The organism is Bradyrhizobium quebecense, from assembly GCF_013373795.3.
Classification (GTDB): Bacteria; Pseudomonadota; Alphaproteobacteria; order Rhizobiales; family Xanthobacteraceae; genus Bradyrhizobium; species Bradyrhizobium quebecense.
This window is the reverse complement of record NZ_CP088022.1, coordinates 2,223,858-2,238,618: the sequence shown is the minus strand read 5'-3', so window position 1 is coordinate 2,238,618 and position 14,761 is coordinate 2,223,858. Positions and strand designations below refer to the sequence as shown.

Annotated in this window: 14 protein-coding genes and 1 pseudogene; 13 read left to right on the top strand and 2 right to left on the bottom strand. The window is 65.1% G+C overall.

Annotation, left to right across the window (positions count from 1 at the left end; all coding sequences use genetic code 11):
• Positions 1–119: 119 nt before the first annotated feature.
• From HU230_RS10455 to HU230_RS10410, 10 genes and pseudogenes are all read left to right on the top strand, one after another.
• Positions 120–1,592, top strand: a complete 1,473-nt coding sequence (locus HU230_RS10455; RefSeq protein ID WP_176531742.1) for a protein adenylyltransferase SelO — start codon at positions 120–122, stop codon at positions 1,590–1,592.
• A 108-nt stretch (positions 1,593–1,700) separates the two neighbouring features.
• Positions 1,701–2,043: pseudogene (locus HU230_RS10450) on the top strand (LysR substrate-binding domain-containing protein); the annotation flags it as partial.
• Positions 2,044–2,383: 340 nt separating this feature from the next.
• On the top strand, positions 2,384–2,776 hold the full coding sequence (locus tag HU230_RS10445) for a VOC family protein (protein ID WP_176531743.1): 393 nt from the start codon (positions 2,384–2,386) through the stop codon (positions 2,774–2,776).
• Between the two features lie 89 nt (positions 2,777–2,865).
• Positions 2,866–3,186 (top strand): hypothetical protein, encoded by a 321-nt coding sequence (locus HU230_RS10440; RefSeq protein ID WP_210284250.1) that lies wholly within the window; start codon positions 2,866–2,868, stop codon positions 3,184–3,186.
• A gap of 37 nt (positions 3,187–3,223) precedes the next feature.
• A complete protein-coding gene (gene chrA, locus HU230_RS10435; RefSeq protein WP_176531744.1) occupies positions 3,224–4,444 on the top strand; it encodes a chromate efflux transporter in 1,221 nt (406 codons plus the stop codon).
• Positions 4,445–4,556: 112 nt separating this feature from the next.
• Complete coding sequence (locus HU230_RS10430; RefSeq protein ID WP_176531745.1) at positions 4,557–5,630, top strand: acyltransferase family protein; 1,074 nt, start codon at positions 4,557–4,559, stop codon at positions 5,628–5,630.
• A 106-nt stretch (positions 5,631–5,736) separates the two neighbouring features.
• Positions 5,737–5,946, top strand: a complete 210-nt coding sequence (locus HU230_RS10425; RefSeq protein ID WP_176531746.1) for a hypothetical protein — start codon at positions 5,737–5,739, stop codon at positions 5,944–5,946.
• Positions 5,947–6,010: 64 nt separating this feature from the next.
• Entirely contained in the window at positions 6,011–6,724 is a 714-nt protein-coding gene (locus tag HU230_RS10420) for a hemerythrin domain-containing protein (RefSeq protein WP_224943178.1), read from the top strand.
• Positions 6,725–7,413: 689 nt separating this feature from the next.
• Positions 7,414–8,562, top strand: coding sequence for a ribonuclease D (gene rnd, locus HU230_RS10415; protein WP_176531748.1), 1,149 nt, complete (start codon positions 7,414–7,416; stop codon positions 8,560–8,562).
• 351 nt (positions 8,563–8,913) lie between these two features.
• On the top strand, positions 8,914–9,117 hold the full coding sequence (locus HU230_RS10410; protein ID WP_021079877.1) for a cold-shock protein: 204 nt from the start codon (positions 8,914–8,916) through the stop codon (positions 9,115–9,117).
• On the opposite strand, the gene purN is transcribed toward HU230_RS10410, so the two are convergent.
• Together purN and purM are read right to left on the bottom strand one after the other, a co-directional pair.
• Positions 9,111–9,857 (bottom strand): phosphoribosylglycinamide formyltransferase, encoded by a 747-nt coding sequence (purN, locus tag HU230_RS10405; protein WP_224943166.1) that lies wholly within the window; start codon positions 9,855–9,857, stop codon positions 9,111–9,113. The two genes, HU230_RS10410 and purN, sit on opposite strands and share 7 nt — an antisense overlap.
• Positions 9,854–10,939 carry a phosphoribosylformylglycinamidine cyclo-ligase gene (purM, locus tag HU230_RS10400; RefSeq protein WP_176531749.1) on the bottom strand — a complete coding sequence of 362 codons (1,086 nt, stop codon included), beginning with the start codon at positions 10,937–10,939 and terminating at the stop codon, positions 9,854–9,856. The genes purN and purM overlap by 4 nt, the downstream gene beginning before the upstream one ends.
• Before the next feature lie 160 nt (positions 10,940–11,099).
• On the opposite strand from purM, the gene HU230_RS10395 reads away from it, so the two are divergent.
• The 3 genes from HU230_RS10395 to HU230_RS10385 all read left to right on the top strand — a co-directional run bounded on the left by HU230_RS10395 (position 11,100) and on the right by HU230_RS10385 (position 14,752).
• Positions 11,100–11,642 (top strand): CDP-alcohol phosphatidyltransferase family protein, encoded by a 543-nt coding sequence (locus HU230_RS10395; protein WP_092113493.1) that lies wholly within the window; start codon positions 11,100–11,102, stop codon positions 11,640–11,642.
• Positions 11,643–11,737: 95 nt separating this feature from the next.
• A complete protein-coding gene (locus HU230_RS10390) occupies positions 11,738–12,415 on the top strand; it encodes a P-loop NTPase family protein (protein WP_176531750.1) in 678 nt (225 codons plus the stop codon).
• 132 nt (positions 12,416–12,547) lie between these two features.
• Positions 12,548–14,752, top strand: a complete 2,205-nt coding sequence (locus HU230_RS10385) for an RNA degradosome polyphosphate kinase (protein ID WP_176531751.1) — start codon at positions 12,548–12,550, stop codon at positions 14,750–14,752.
• Positions 14,753–14,761 lie beyond the last annotated feature (9 nt).

Genomic DNA, 14,761 nt, shown 5'->3' with positions numbered 1-14,761 from the left:
CGGGTGCGGCAACCAAGGGAACGGCCGGTTTTGCCCCGAAACCGCAGATTTTACGCCGATCCGGCGCCAAGTGAACGCCGATCGTTTGCCTATTCCGCCCGCAGGCCTATCTTCCCGATATGACCATCCATTTCCCGTTCCAGAACTCCTATTCGGCGCTGCCGGCGAACTTTTTCGCCCGCGTCGCGCCGACCCCGGTGGCCGCCCCCCGGCTGATCAAGCTGAACCGGCCGCTCGCGGTCCAGCTCGGGCTGGATCCGGACCTGTTGTCGACACCGGAGGGCGCCGAAATCCTCGCCGGCAAGCGCCTGCCTGACGGCGCCGACCCGATCGCGATGGCCTATGCCGGCCACCAGTTCGGGCACTTCGTTCCCCAGCTCGGCGACGGCCGCGCCATCCTGCTCGGCGAGGTCATCGACGGAGACGGCGTCCGCCGCGACATCCAGCTCAAGGGATCTGGCCCGACCCCGTTCTCCCGCCGCGGCGACGGCCGCGCCGCGCTCGGGCCCGTACTGCGCGAATACATCGTCAGCGAGGCGATGTTCGCGCTCGGCATTCCGACCACGCGTTCGCTCGCCGCGGTCGTCACCGGCGAGCCGGTGATGCGCGAGACCGCGCTGCCGGGTGCCGTGCTGACCCGCGTCGCCGCGAGCCACATCCGCGTCGGCACCTTCCAGTTCTTCGCCGCCCGCGGCGACACCGACGGCGTGCGCGCGCTGGCCGACCATGTCATCGCCAGGCACTATCCCGAGTTGAAGGATGCCGCCCGACCCTATCATGCGCTGCTCGCCGGCGTCGTCGCGCGGCAGGCAAGCCTCGTCGCGCGCTGGCTGCTGGTCGGCTTCATCCACGGCGTGATGAACACCGACAACTCTTCGATCTCGGGCGAGACCATCGACTACGGCCCCTGTGCCTTCCTCGACGCTTACAATCCGGCGCAGGTGTTCTCCTCGATCGATGAGATGGGCCGCTACGCCTATGCCAACCAGCCGCGCATCGCGTTGTGGAATCTGACCCGGCTCGCCGAGTGCCTGTTGCCGCTGTTCGATGGCGAACAGGAAAAGGCCATCGAGCAAGCACAGACCATCCTCGGCGAATTCCCCGAAAAATTCACTGCGGCCTATCAGGCCGGGCTGCGCGCCAAGGTCGGCCTGTTCACCGCACGCGACGGCGACGAGGCCCTGATCCAGGACCTGCTCGACGCGATGGCCAGGAACGCGGCCGACTTCACGCTGACCTTCCGCCATCTCGGCGAGGCAGCGAGCGGCGACGCCGCCGACGTCCGCGCGCAGTTCACCGATCCGGCAGCATTCGACGAATGGGCTGTCCGTTGGCGCGCGCGCCTTGCGCTGGAACAGCACAGCGCGGCCGAGCGCAAAATCGCGATGGGGGCCATCAATCCGGCCTTCATCCCACGCAACCATCGGATCGAGGCGGTGATCCAGGCAGCCGTCAACAGCGACGACTACGCGCCGTTCGAGGAGCTGCTGACGGTGCTGGCCAAGCCGTTCGAGGATCAGCCGCAATTCGCAGCCTACGCCGATCCTCCGCTGCCCGAGCAGATGGTGACGCAGACGTTCTGCGGGACGTGACCACCTTCGTCATTGCGAGGAGCGAAGCGACGAAGCAATCCACCCATCCGCGCATGCGGCCCGATGGATTGCTTCGCTCCGCTCGCAATGACGCGGCCAAGCATCCAGCATCAGGCGATCGTCTATCGCCGCCTGGGACGCGCGCGCCCATGGCTGTTCCCGCGCGACGGCCAGCCGCCGCGCGAGGTGTGGCCGGGCCGGGCGGCGGCTCAGGCTCGACGATCTCGAGGCCATCGCCGACGCCGCGGCACGCGGCATGGGGCTCGCATGGCTGCCCTCCTGGCTGGTGCGCGAACGCCTCGAGCGCGGCACGCTGGTCTGCGTTCTCGGCAATAAAGGGGAACTTCTCTATGATTGCCACGCGCTGTGGCTGCCGACGCCGCGACTGCCGCTGAAAGTCCGGCTTGTAGTGGACGCGCTTGCAGCCGCGCTGCCGAAGCTCGTGGCGTAGCGCAAACGCATTGTGCCGCGACGCCCGTCGTAAGCGTTAACTCACCCTCCACCATGCCGGGAGGCTCGCGGCGGTAACCATAAGGCTTAACAGCGCGTCAACGCTCCCCCAACAAGTCTAACTGTTTCTGATGGGGGAGAATGGCCCGTGGACGCATTTGCATTCGAATTCATGGGACTGGCGATGATCGCGCTGTGTCTCGTCGTGCTGGCAATGCCTGCGGCACGGCGGCCGTCGAAGAATATGCGCTACGAGTGACGCGCCCGATGCGGCGCGCGGATCGGTATCTGGTCGACAGGCGCCCTGCTCGGGCCGTCGCCTTCAACGCAGGGGATCGTTCATGTTGGACCACGTCTCCATCACCGTATCCGACATACGCGCTGCCGAGCCCTTCTACGACGCCGTGATGGCCGCGCTCGCCGTCACCAAGATGAGCAGCGGCGAGACGTGGATCAGCTACGGCGAGCGCTGCGACGCCGATCATCCTGACCTGACCTATTTGCTGATCCGCCCCGGACCGGTGCCCGAAGCAGCCTACGGGCGGCATTGGTGCTTCAAGGCGCAACTCCGGGAGCAGGTTGACGCCTTCTGGCGTGCCGGGCTTTCGGCAGGAGGATCGGACGACGGCACGCCGGGTCTGCGTCCCGAATATCATCCCCACTACTACGGCGCTTTTCTGCGCGACCCCGACGGCAACCGTATCGAAGCCGTCTGCCATCGGCGGTTCGCGTAACGCCGCATCGCGCGACGCCGCGGTCGTCCCGCCATCCGGACACGTCAGCCCTGCCCGATCACGGCCACGCAGCCGGGTTGCACGGTGCTATGTTCGCGCCCCTGCCCGCCGAATGGCGGCTCTCGATCATCCTGCTTGCGACGCTCGCATTCTGGATGACGGACAGCCTGCACGGCATCCGCCCGGTCTGGGTCGGGCTGGTCTCCGCATGCCTTTGCCTGCTGCCGCGCGTGGGCTTCCTCAACGGCGAGGAGTTCGCCGCCGGCGTCAATGTCCGCACCTGCATCTATCTCGGCGGCGGCATTCTCGGGCTTGCTGCCGTTCCGGCTGCCCGGTTGGATCGGCTGATGGTCGTCGCGAGAAATATCGCGCCGAGGCGTCATCGAATGACGATATGCTTGCCCGGATGAGTCCTGACATGGGACGCAACTCAGGGATTGACGACGCTTGAACGACACCGACGTCCAGCACTCCAACACATCCACCGCGGGTTCAGCACACTCGCCGCTCGAGGTGCTGTTCATTTTCCTCAAGCTCGGCGTAACCTGCTTCGGCGGCCCGATCGCGCATATCGGTTATTTCCGCGACGAGTTCGTGACCCGCAGGCGCTGGCTTGACGAGCAGGCCTATGCGGACCTGGTCGCGCTCTGCCAATTCCTGCCAGGCCCTGCCAGCAGCCAGGTCGGCTTTTCGCTCGGCCTGATGCGCGCAGGCTATCTGGGCGCGCTGGCGGCCTGGACCGGCTTCACGCTGCCGTCGGCGATCGCGCTGGTGCTGTTTGCCTTCGGCGCCGGCGGTTTGACCGGCCCGGCCGGCGCGGGCCTGGTGCACGGCCTCAAGCTGGTCGCGGTGGCGATCGTAGCCCAGGCGGTCTGGGGCATGGCGCGCTCGCTTTGTCCGGACCGCGAGCGCGCATCGATCGCGACGGTCGCGGCACTCGTCATCCTCACGAGCTCCTCGTCGATCGCGCAGATCGGCGCTATCGTTCTCGGCGCTATCGCCGGGCTGTGGTTCTGCCGGGCGGCGCAACCGGCCAACGGCGTCACCCACATCGCGATGCCGGTGTCGCGCCGCGTTGGCGTGGCAGCGCTGATCCTGTTCCTTGCGCTGCTGGCCGGACTGCCGCTCCTCGCCCGCGCATGGCCCGGCCTCGGCCTGTTCGAAGCCTTCTACCGCTCCGGCGCGCTGGTGTTCGGCGGCGGCCATGTCGTGCTGCCGCTGCTGCGCGAAGCGGTGGTGACGCCGGGCTGGATCGGCGACGACGCGTTCCTGACCGGCTACGGCGCCGCGCAGGCCGTGCCGGGCCCGCTGTTCACCTTCGCCGCCTATCTCGGCGCCGTGATCGGCGGCGTACCGGGCGCGGTCACAGGCCTCCTCGGCATCTTCATTCCGGGCATTCTCATCCTGCTCGCGGCACTGCCGTTCTGGGATAGCTTCCGCAAGCGGCCGGCGGCGCAAGCGATGATGCGCGGCGTCAACGCCGCCGTGGTCGGCATCCTCGGTGCCGCGCTCTACGATCCGGTCTGGACCAGCAGCGTGCAGCGTCCGCTCGATTTCGGCATCGCGCTGGCCGGCTTCGTCCTGCTCACGGCATGGCGCGCCCCACCGCTCGTGGTGGTCGTCCTCAGCGCGGCTGCCGGCATCGCCACGGGCCTCCTGCAATCGTGAACAGCCGCCCAGGCGTTCGGCCGGCCGGATTAAGAACGCCTTCATGCCTCGCCGCCATGATTGGGCGCGTATGCCGAGCCTACCCAAACAACCGGATCCGACCCGGGTTCCCGTGCTGGACCTGCTGCGGCTCGCCGCGGTCGGAGCCGTGATTCTGTACCATTACGGCTTCTGGGGCACCGCATCGCACGGCGCGCAGAAGGTGGCGATGCCGTACCTCGCCCCGGTCGCCCAGTACGGCTTCCTCGGCGTCCCCGTGTTCTTCGCGATCTCTGGCTTCGTCATTGCCTATTCGGCCGAAGGCCGCACGCCGGTCGGTTTCGCGATCGCCCGCTTCAGCCGGATCTATCCGACCTTCGTCATCTGCATGACGCTGACCTTCCTCACCACGCTGCTGCTGGGCCAGGCGTATTTCCACGTGACGTGGGGGCAATGGCTGGCAAACCTGCTCATCGCGGCGCCGATGCTCGGTCAGCCCTACATGGACGATGCCTACTGGTCGCTGGTGATCGAGGTGGTGTTCTACGTCTGGGTCGCGCTGTTTCTGGCCTGGGGTATTTTTCCGCGAAAGATCGACACCATCATCCTGGCGTGGATCGCCATCACCTTCGCCAACGAGCTGACGCTGGACGTTCCGCTGTTCGAGAAGCTGTTCATGGCCGACGACAGCGGCTTCTTCGCTGTCGGGTTGCTGATCTACGAACATTACCGGGGACGGCGCGACATGCGGCTCTACAGCCTGCTGACGCTGGCGATGGGCACCGCGACGTTCCAGGCCGTGCACAAGCTGGAGCGGCTCGGCGTCCACACCCACGGCGACTTCGATCCCCGTGTCGTCACGTTGATCTGCATCGTCTCGCTCGGCATCGTGTTCGCTGCCACCCGCATCAAGTCCGTGCCGCTGCCGGCCGGCCTCGTCAGGGCTGTCGGCGGCATCACCTATCCGCTCTATCTGCTGCACCTGCAACTCGGTTACGTGCTTCTGCTCCTGATCACGCCAGCACCGGACGCGCTTTCGACCGCGCTTGTTGTATCGGGCACGGTTGTGCTGGCATGGTTCGTCTGGCGCTTCCTCGAAAGTCCCGCGCATTACCTCGTCCGGGACAAGCTCACGATGCTGGCTTCGCGGTACGGATGGCCGTCGCGCCTCGGCCGCCCCGGCAATGCCCTGCTCACGGACGGTTGATCCGGGCCGATTGGTTGGAACGTCGCTATCAGCCGATCGTTGATCGCCATCTCACCGGAGTCTGTCACAGTCCGGCAGAGTTCTACCCGGAGCAAGGAGGCTCGACATGGCAAGTGCGACAGATCGAGACCCGCGTCATCATACGCAGAAGATGCAGAAGGCGCTGAAGGACATCCGCGCCCACCTGCGCGAAGACATTGAGAAAGTGGATGAACCGCAGTTAAAGGCGATGTTTGAAACATCTGCGGAGGTTCTTGGCGGCCTTGAGAAGGCATTCAAGGACTACGAACAGAGGAACGAAAAAGCCTGGCGTTGACGGGCTCCGACGATTACCGGACAGTGCGCGCCTCTGCAGCCGGAGTTCCATCATGGAAGTCGTTATGCCAAGCAAGCGTTGCCTGCTTCTGCTCGGAGGAGCGCTGGCGACCGTTGCGGCGCCCGCCGTTCTCGTCAGGCCGGCCTTCGCCGAAAGGAGAGAGAGCCACGACAAGCTGAAGGCTGCGGGGAAAAAGGAAGAGGATGTCACTCCGCCCGAAGACTTGATGCGCGAGCACGGCGTACTCGATCGCGTTCTCCTGCTCTACGAAGCGGCGATCCGAAAGCTATCGTCGAACGAAGACTTCAACCCCGCATTGGTCACCCAGTCGGCCAGGATCATTCGCGATTTCATCAACAACTATCACGAGAAATCGGAGGAGGAGCATGTCTTCCCGCGCTTCAAGAAGGCCGGGAAGATGACGGAATTGGTCGACACTTTGCTGCGCCAGCACGCAGCCGGCCGCAAGGTCACGGAGACGATCCTGCGGCTCGCGCCGTCAGGTCGGAGCAATGCCGACGATCGCCGGCAGCTGATCGGCTCCATGCAATCCTTCATCACGATGTACCGGCCGCATGCGGCGCGGGAGGACACTGATCTCTTCCCGAAACTGAAGGATGTGGTCTCGCCGCACGAGTACGACGCGATGGGTGAGGACTTCGAGAAGAAGGAGCACGAGCTGTTCGGCGAGGACGGCTTCGAGAAGATGGCGGCCCGCGTCGCTCAACTGGAGCAGCAGATGGGCATCCACGATCTCGACCAGTTCACTCCGCACTGATTGCTGGCGCCGCTACTAAGCGCTGCGACCAACGATTGCTTGCCCATCCTGCGCAGAACACAGCCTCGGCGCTGTTCGGGATGGTCTGCGCGAACCAGCGGTCCACATCCGGCGAGGTCTGGGTCGTTGCCTGATCGCGATAGCGAAGCCGGCCATAGGCGCCCCGCATCGCCATCGTCGCCTTCTCGAGGGCCTGACGAGGATACAGGGCTGCAGCCAGGCGGAGACAAAGCTCGTCGAGATCGCCCCCGTGTGTCTCGGCCGGAATAGCCGGCACAACGCTTCAGCATTGCGCGCGACGCTGGGGCCACAGCCCTCTTCAACAACACGACCCTGTGGTTATGGGTCCCTTGCTTTCGCAGGGACGACGATCGGGATGCAGGCCGCGTCACACATTCGGTGTCGTCCTGGCGAAAGCCAGGACCCATTACCCCCAATGCCGCCCATGGCCGCACGAGGCCGGGGCCGCGATCCCCCGACCAACGAACCCGGTGGCTATGGGTCCTGGCTTTCGCCAGGACGACGGATGGATTCGTGGTGCAAACGGGCCGAAAACGCCCGCGAATCGCGCCCAATCAATTCAAAAACGCCCTGTCCCTCACCCCGCGCAGGGCCAAAATCCCTGCAAGACCCTTGACATAGCTGCCCTTTCGGCAGAACGCGTGGTGTCAAGCCGTCATGGACTGTTCATGGATCTGATTAGCACGACCCCCGACCTCGCCGCCGCCTGCGACCGGCTCGCCAAACACAAGGTCATAACCGTCGACACCGAGTTCCTGCGGGAGACGACCTACTATCCGCTGCTCTGCGTCGTGCAGATGGCGAGCGCGGATGAAGCCGTCGTGGTCGACGCGCTGGCGCCCGGCATCGACCTCAAGCCGTTCTTCGATCTGATGTCGAACGAGGCCGTGCTGAAGGTGTTTCATGCCGCGCGGCAGGACATCGAAATCGTCTGGCACCTCTCCGGCACGATCCCGCATCCAATCTTCGATACCCAGGTCGCGGCCATGGTGCTCGGCTATGGCGACAGCATCGCCTATGACCAGCTCGTCGATCGCGTCACCGGTCACCGCCCCGACAAGACCCATCGCTTCACCGACTGGTCGCGCCGCCCGCTGACCGAGGAGCAACTGCATTACGCCGTCTCCGACGTCACCCATCTGCGCGAGGTGTTCGCGGCGCTCGATGCCGACTTGAGGAAGCGCGACCGCAGCGACTGGGTCAGCGAGGAGATGGAGATCCTGACCTCGCCGAAGACCTACGACTTCCATCCCGAGCGCGCCTGGGAGCGGCTCAAGACCCGCGTGCGCAAGCCGCGCGAGCTCGCGGTGCTGATCGAGGTTGCCGCCTGGCGCGAGCAGGAGGCGCAGAGCCGCGACGTGCCGCGCTCGCGCGTGCTCAAGGACGATGCGGTCGGCGACATCGCCACCCATGCGCCGACCTCGCTGGACAAGCTCGGCAATCTGCGTTCGCTGCCGAAGGGTTTCGAGCGCTCGAAATGGGGTGCCGACATCATCGCCGCGGTGCAGCGCGGGCTGGCCCGCGATCAGGCCACGCTCCCCAAGCTGGAAAAACCGAGAAACAATTCCAATGGCGCGGCGACCGTCGAGCTGTTGAAGGTGCTGCTGCGCATGACCTCCGAGCGCCACGGCGTCGCCAGCAAGGTGATCGCCACCGTCGACGACCTCGAACAGATCGCGGCCAGCGATGAGGCCGAGGTCGGCGCCCTGCACGGCTGGCGGCGTGAACTGTTCGGCGAGGCGGCGCTCAAGCTCAAGCACGGCCAGCTCGCACTCGCGATCGACAAGGGCCGCGTGGTGCGGGTGGATCGGGGCTAGCGCACGCCATTCGCTTGGTGCACGCGAAGTTCCGGCGCCTTCGACCGTCGGCCAGTGGCCGAACGCGCCGGGCCGGAGTTCAGCCGGCACAGGCTGAAGTTGCGTCACGCAAAACCAGCGCGCTTGCTAAGGCGCAGATTTCGTGTTGCAATCCCTTCACAATCGGATTGCGGCCGTTCGACTGTGCGTTTCACGACGTTGATAGCCAAGGCTTCGAGAGGCGAAACTTCGGACTTGAAGACCTTGGATATAGAGACCCGGGAATTGAACAGACAGCGGAGAGCCCGCTTGTGGCGTGGCACGTGGAAAACGTGGCCGCGTCTTTTTTATGTCTAGACTGGGAGAGAGACGATGCCGAAGGGTACCGTCAAATGGTTCAACCCGACCAAAGGTTACGGGTTCATCAAGCCGGCCGTCGGCGACAAGGACGTGTTCGTCCACATCTCGGCGGTCGAACGCGCAGGTCTCAGCACATTGAACGAGAACCAGACCGTCGAGTACGAGCTGGTGGAGAACCGCGGCAAGGCGTCGGCAGAGAACCTCAAGGTTCACTGAACGCCGCTGCTGGCGGAATTCATCTTGACGCCTCCCCCGGCCGCATCACCCGGGGGATTGTTCTCGGTGATCTCTCGTGCAATCGCGCGCTGAGGCGCCGGCGCGATCAGCGTGCTGTCGGTTGCGGCGCTGCCTTGCGTCCTGCAGACGTCGCCTTCGAGCTTGAGCCGGCCGCTCGCCAGAAGCCGAAGCGCCTCCGGATAGATGCGATGTTCGATGGTGATCACGCGTGCGGCGAGCGTCTCCGGCGTGTCGTCGTCCGCCACGGTGACCGCACCCTGCATCACGATCGGTCCCGCGTCGGTCTCCGGGATCACGAAATGCACCGTCGCGCCGGACAGCTTGACCCCTGCACGCAAGGCTTGGCCGTGCGGATCGAGGCCGGGAAAGCAGGGCAGCAGCGACGGATGGATGTTGAGCATCCGCCCGTACCAGTGCCGGACGAATTCGGCCGTGAACAGCCGCATGAAGCCGCCGAGGCAGATCAGCTCAACCTGCTTGTCGTCGAGCGCCCGCTGCAGCGCCGCCTCGAAACCGGCGCGGTCCTTGCCGAACGGCTTGCTCTCGATGACGACGATCGGAATCCCGCTCGCGGCCGCCTTCTCGAGCCCGGGAGCGTTGGCGCGGTTGGAGATCACGGCGACGATCTCGGCCGGAAAATCCGCAGCCTTCGCAGCCTCGATCAGCGCGGCCATGTTGGAGCCGCGGCCGGAAATCAGGATGGCTGTGCGGCGCTTCATCGCGAGAGATCGAGATGACCGTGATAGACCACGCGATGCTCGTGCTCATGCGCCCCCTTGGCCTCGATCACCTCACCCAGCAGCGTTACGGTCTCGCCGCCGGCGGTGAACGCCTCGGTCACCGCATCGACCGCATCGGCCTTGACGATCGCGATCATGCCGATGCCGCAGTTGAAGGTGCGCAGCAGCTCGAGCTCGGCGATGCCGCCCTGCTCGGCCAGCCATTTGAACACCGGCAGTACCGGCAGCCGCGCCAGATCGATGCCGACGCCGAGATGCTTCGGCAGTACGCGCGGAATGTTGTCGGTGAAGCCGCCGCCGGTGATGTGGGCGAGCCCCTTCACTGCGCCGGTCTCACGGATCGCGCGCAGGCAGGATTTCACATAGAGCCTGGTCGGGGTCAGCAGCGCCGCACCGAGCGTCATGACCGGAGCGAACGGCGCCGGCGCATCATAGCCAACGCCGGATTGCTCGACGATCTTGCGCACCAGCGAATAGCCGTTGGAGTGCACGCCGGAGGACGCCAGGCCGATCACGGCGTCGCCCGCCGCGATATCGCCCGTCGGCAGCAGGGTGCCGCGCTCGGCCGCACCGACCGCAAAGCCGCCGAGGTCGTAGTCGCCATCCTTGTAGAGGCCGGGCATCTCGGCGGTCTCGCCGCCGATCAGCGCGCAGCCGGATTCGCGGCAGCCCTCGGCAATCCCCGCGACGATCTGCGCCGTAGCCTCCGGGTGGAGCTTGCCGCAGGCGAAATAGTCGAGGAAGAACAGCGGTTCCGCGCCCTGCACGACGAGGTCGTTGACCGACATCGCGACCAGGTCGATGCCGATGCCGTTGTGGATACCTGTCTCGATCGCGATCTTCAGCTTCGTGCCGACGCCATCGGTCGCGGCCACCAGGACCGGATCCTTGAAGCCGGCGGCCTTGAGGTCGAACAGCCCGCCGAATCCGCCGATCTCGGCGTCCGCGCCGGGCCGTGCGGTGGCCCGCACCATCGGCTTGATCAGATCGACGAGACGATTGCCGGCGTCGATATCGACACCCGAATCCGCGTAAGTGAGCCCGTTTTTGCGCTCGGTCATGCCCAATTCCAGATGATAAGGGGCTGGTTACGAGGAATTCCGCCCCCGCGCAATGGCTCGCGGCGATGCGGCCGCGATACTATGTAGATAACACCCGGCCGCCGCGCAAAAGAGCCGGATATCGAGTAAAATCAGGCTTCTAGCCGGGAAGCGATTCAAGTTGAGCATTCCGAATATCATCACTCTCGGCCGCATCATCCTGGTGCCGGTGATCGTCTGGGCCATCGTCTCGAGCCAGATGGAGATCGCGTTTGCGATCTTCGTGATCGCCGGCGTTTCGGACGCGGTCGACGGTTTCCTCGCCAAGCGCTTCAACATGGCGAGCGAGCTCGGCGCCCTGCTCGACCCGCTCGCCGACAAGGCGCTGCTGGTGTCGATCTATGTCGCGCTGGGAATCTGGGGCGCGGTGCCGCGCTGGATCGTGATTCTCGTGGTGTCGCGCGACATCATGATCGTCTCCGCCGTGATTGTGTCATGGTTGTTCGACAAGCCGGTCGAGATGAAGCCGTTGATGGTGTCGAAGCTGAACACGGTGGCACAGGTCGCGTTCGCGGCTTTGGTGCTGGCCTCGCTCGGCTTCGGCTTTCAGCCGCACCCCTACGACCTGATCCTGATGGGTCTGGTCACGATCTTTACTTTGGGTTCGGTGTCCCTCTATCTCGTGGAGTGGGTGCGGCACATGAGCACGATCGAGGCTCGGTAGCGCACGATCCGGAAAAGTGGAAACCGGCTTTCCCGCGACAAACGCGAAGCGTTTGCGCAGGGATCATGCTAAAATAACCTGGTTTGGAGATTTGCGTGGCCGGTAGCGTTCAACCTCGTCAATTGGCTTTGGCCCTACCGCACGAGGAGAAGCTGACCCGCGACGATTTCCTCGAGGGGCCCGCCAATGAGGCGGCGCTGGCGCTGATCGACGGCTGGCCCGACTGGCCGAACCGAATCATGCTGCTGGTGGGGTCCGAAGGCTCCGGCAAAAGCCACCTCGCCGCGATCTGGGCCGAGATCGCTGGCGCACGCTCGACCGCGGCGCATGCCCTGACCGCCGACACGGTGCCGATGGCGCTTGCGACCGGCGCGCTGGTGGTCGAGGACCTGAGGCCGTCGGATTTCGACGAGCGCGCGATGTTCCATCTGATGAATCTCGCCCGCCAGGACGATGCCTTCGTGCTGATCACGGCGCGCGTGCCGCTGTCGGCGTTCGAGATCGAGCTGCGCGATCTGCGCTCGCGGCTCCGCGCGGTGCCGACAGTGATGTTGCTGCCGCCCGACGACCAGCTGTTCCGCGGCCTGATCGTCAAGTTCTGCGCCGACCGTCAGATGAGCGTGGACGAGCCGCTCGTCAGCTACCTGACCAACCGGATCGAGCGGTCCTATACCGCCGTCCGCCAGGCGGTCGAGCTGCTCGACACCGAGGCGCTCAGGCTCGGCCGGCCGGTGACCCGGGCGCTGGCGGCCGAGCTGTTGCGCGATGCCTGAGCAGTCCCGCGGCTTGACGGCGCAGGCCGGCGGAACATCAATGTCATCGAAACGTCATCGCAATATCACATGGTCTGCGCGGCCCTCGGCTAGACCGCCCCAGCCCCCTGCCCGGAATTGGACCAGCACTTGATGGACTCGGCACAAGCTCCTGAAATCAAAGAGAAAGAGGCGGAGCTTCCGCCCGTCCCCGCGGTCGCGACCAGCCCCGAGCGATTCATCAACCGGGAGCTGTCCTGGCTGCACTTCAACCGCCGGGTGCTCGAGGAATCGGTCAATCTTGGCCATCCCCTGCTGGAGCGGGTCCGCTTCCTGTCGATTTCGGCGAATAACCTCGACGAGTTCTTCATGGTCCGCGTCGCCGGCATCAAGGCCCAGGTCCGCGAGGGCATTGCCGAGCGCAGCCCGGACGGCCTGCTGCCGGCCGAGCAGCTGGTGATGATCAACAAGACCGTGTCGCAGCTCGCTTCCGATCAGCAGGCGATCTGGAGCGACCTGCGCGAGCTCCTGTCCAAGGTCGGCATCCAGCTGGTCGACGGGCGCGACGTGACCAAATCCGAGCGCACCTGGATCGAGGATCACTTCCTCCACAACATCTTCCCGCTGCTGACCCCGCTCGCGATCGACCCGGCGCATCCGTTCCCGTTCATCCCGAACCTCGGCTTCACGGTCGCGCTGCAATTGTCGCGGATCGCCGACGGCAAGGCGATGAACGCGCTGATCCGCATGCCCAGCAAGATCGACCGCTTCATCCGCATTCCCTCGACCAAGGAAGGCGCGCCGGCGCGGCTGATCACACTCGAGCAGGCCACCGGTCTGTTTATCGGCCGCCTGTTCCCCGGCTACACCGTCAAGGGCCAGGGCGCGTTCCGCATCATCAGGGACTCCGAACTCGAAATCGAGGAAGAGGCCGAAGACCTCGTTCGCCTGTTCGAGACCGCGCTCAAGCGCCGCCGGCGCGGATCGGTGATCCGGCTCGAGATCGAGGCCACGATGCCCGAAGAGCTGCGCGTCTTCGTGCAGCACGCGTTATCGGCCGCGGACGATGAAGTGATCCTGGTCGACGGCGTGCTCGCGATGAACGAACTGTCGCAGCTCACTCGCCTCAATCGCCCCGACCTCGAATTCCCGCCCTACGTGCCGCGCCATCCCGAACGCGTCCGCGACCATGGCGGCGATATCTTCGCCGCCATCCGCCAGAAGGACCTCGTGGTCCATCACCCCTACGAATCCTTCGACGTCGTTGTCCAGTTCCTGCAACAGGCGGCGCGCGATCCCGACGTGGTCGCGATCAAGCAGACGCTCTATCGCACCTCGAACAACTCGCCGATCGTACGCGCGCTGGCGGATGCCGCCGAAGCCGGCAAGTCGGTGACCGCGCTGATCGAATTGAAGGCGCGCTTCGACGAGGAGGCCAATATCCGCTGGGCGCGCGACCTCGAACGCGCCGGCGTGCAGGTCGTCTACGGCTTCATCGAGCTGAAGACGCACGCCAAGCTGTCGATGGTGGTGCGCCGCGAGGGCGGCAACCTCACCACCTATGTGCACACCGGCACCGGCAACTATCATCCGGTCACCGCCCGCATCTACACCGATGTCTCCTACTTTACGTCGGACCCGATCATCGGCCGCGACGTCGCGCGGGTGTTCAACTACATCACCGGCTATGCCGAGCCGAGCGACATCGAGAAGATGGCGGTGTCGCCGCTGACATTGCGCAAGCGGATCATCGAGCACATCCACGGCGAGATCGCCCACGTCAAGCATGGCCGGCCCGGCGCGATCTGGATGAAGATGAACGCGCTGGTCGATCCTGACATCATCGACGCGCTGTACGACGCCTCGCAGGCCGGCGTCTCGATCGAGCTCGTGGTGCGCGGCATCTGCTGCCTGCGGCCGGGGCTGCCTGGATTGTCCGAGAACATCCGCGTCAAATCGGTGATCGGCCGGTTCCTGGAACACGGCCGAATCTATTGCTTCGGCATGGGCCAGGGCCTGCCGAGCGCAAAAGCTGCTGTGTATATCTCGTCCGCCGACATGATGCCGCGGAACCTCGACCGCCGCGTCGAGGTTCTCTGTCCGCTGCAAAATCCGACGGTGCATCAGCAGGTTCTCGAACAGATCATGGTCGCGAACCTGAAGGATACCGAGCAGAGCTGGCAATTGTTGCCGGATGGGTCCTCAACGCGTATGAAGGCCGCGAAAGGCGAAGAGCCGTTCAATCTACATGACTATTTCATGACAAATCCGAGTCTGTCCGGCCGTGGTAAGTCTCTCAAGGAATCTTCACCGCGCCGTCTCACGCGTCGTAACGAGCGTCAGCAGCCATCGTCTTAAGGGGGCCCT

Excerpts from the sequence above, each read along its gene's own strand:
- HU230_RS10445 (WP_176531743.1), top strand. The coding sequence starts at position 2,384 with ATGTTGGACCACGTCTCCATCACCGTATCCGACATACGCGCTGCCGAG.
- HU230_RS10425 (WP_176531746.1), top strand. The coding sequence starts at position 5,737 with ATGGCAAGTGCGACAGATCGAGACCCGCGTCATCATACGCAGAAGATG.
- HU230_RS10410 (WP_021079877.1), top strand. The coding sequence starts at position 8,914 with ATGCCGAAGGGTACCGTCAAATGGTTCAACCCGACCAAAGGTTACGGG.
- HU230_RS10455 (WP_176531742.1), top strand. The coding sequence starts at position 120 with ATGACCATCCATTTCCCGTTCCAGAACTCCTATTCGGCGCTGCCGGCG.
- purM (WP_176531749.1), bottom strand. The coding sequence starts at position 10,939 with ATGACCGAGCGCAAAAACGGGCTCACTTACGCGGATTCGGGTGTCGAT.
- HU230_RS10440 (WP_210284250.1), top strand. The coding sequence starts at position 2,866 with ATGTTCGCGCCCCTGCCCGCCGAATGGCGGCTCTCGATCATCCTGCTT.
- rnd (WP_176531748.1), top strand. The coding sequence starts at position 7,414 with ATGGATCTGATTAGCACGACCCCCGACCTCGCCGCCGCCTGCGACCGG.
- HU230_RS10420 (WP_224943178.1), top strand. The coding sequence starts at position 6,011 with ATGCCAAGCAAGCGTTGCCTGCTTCTGCTCGGAGGAGCGCTGGCGACC.
- HU230_RS10385 (WP_176531751.1), top strand. The coding sequence starts at position 12,548 with ATGGACTCGGCACAAGCTCCTGAAATCAAAGAGAAAGAGGCGGAGCTT.
- purN (WP_224943166.1), bottom strand. The coding sequence starts at position 9,857 with ATGAAGCGCCGCACAGCCATCCTGATTTCCGGCCGCGGCTCCAACATG.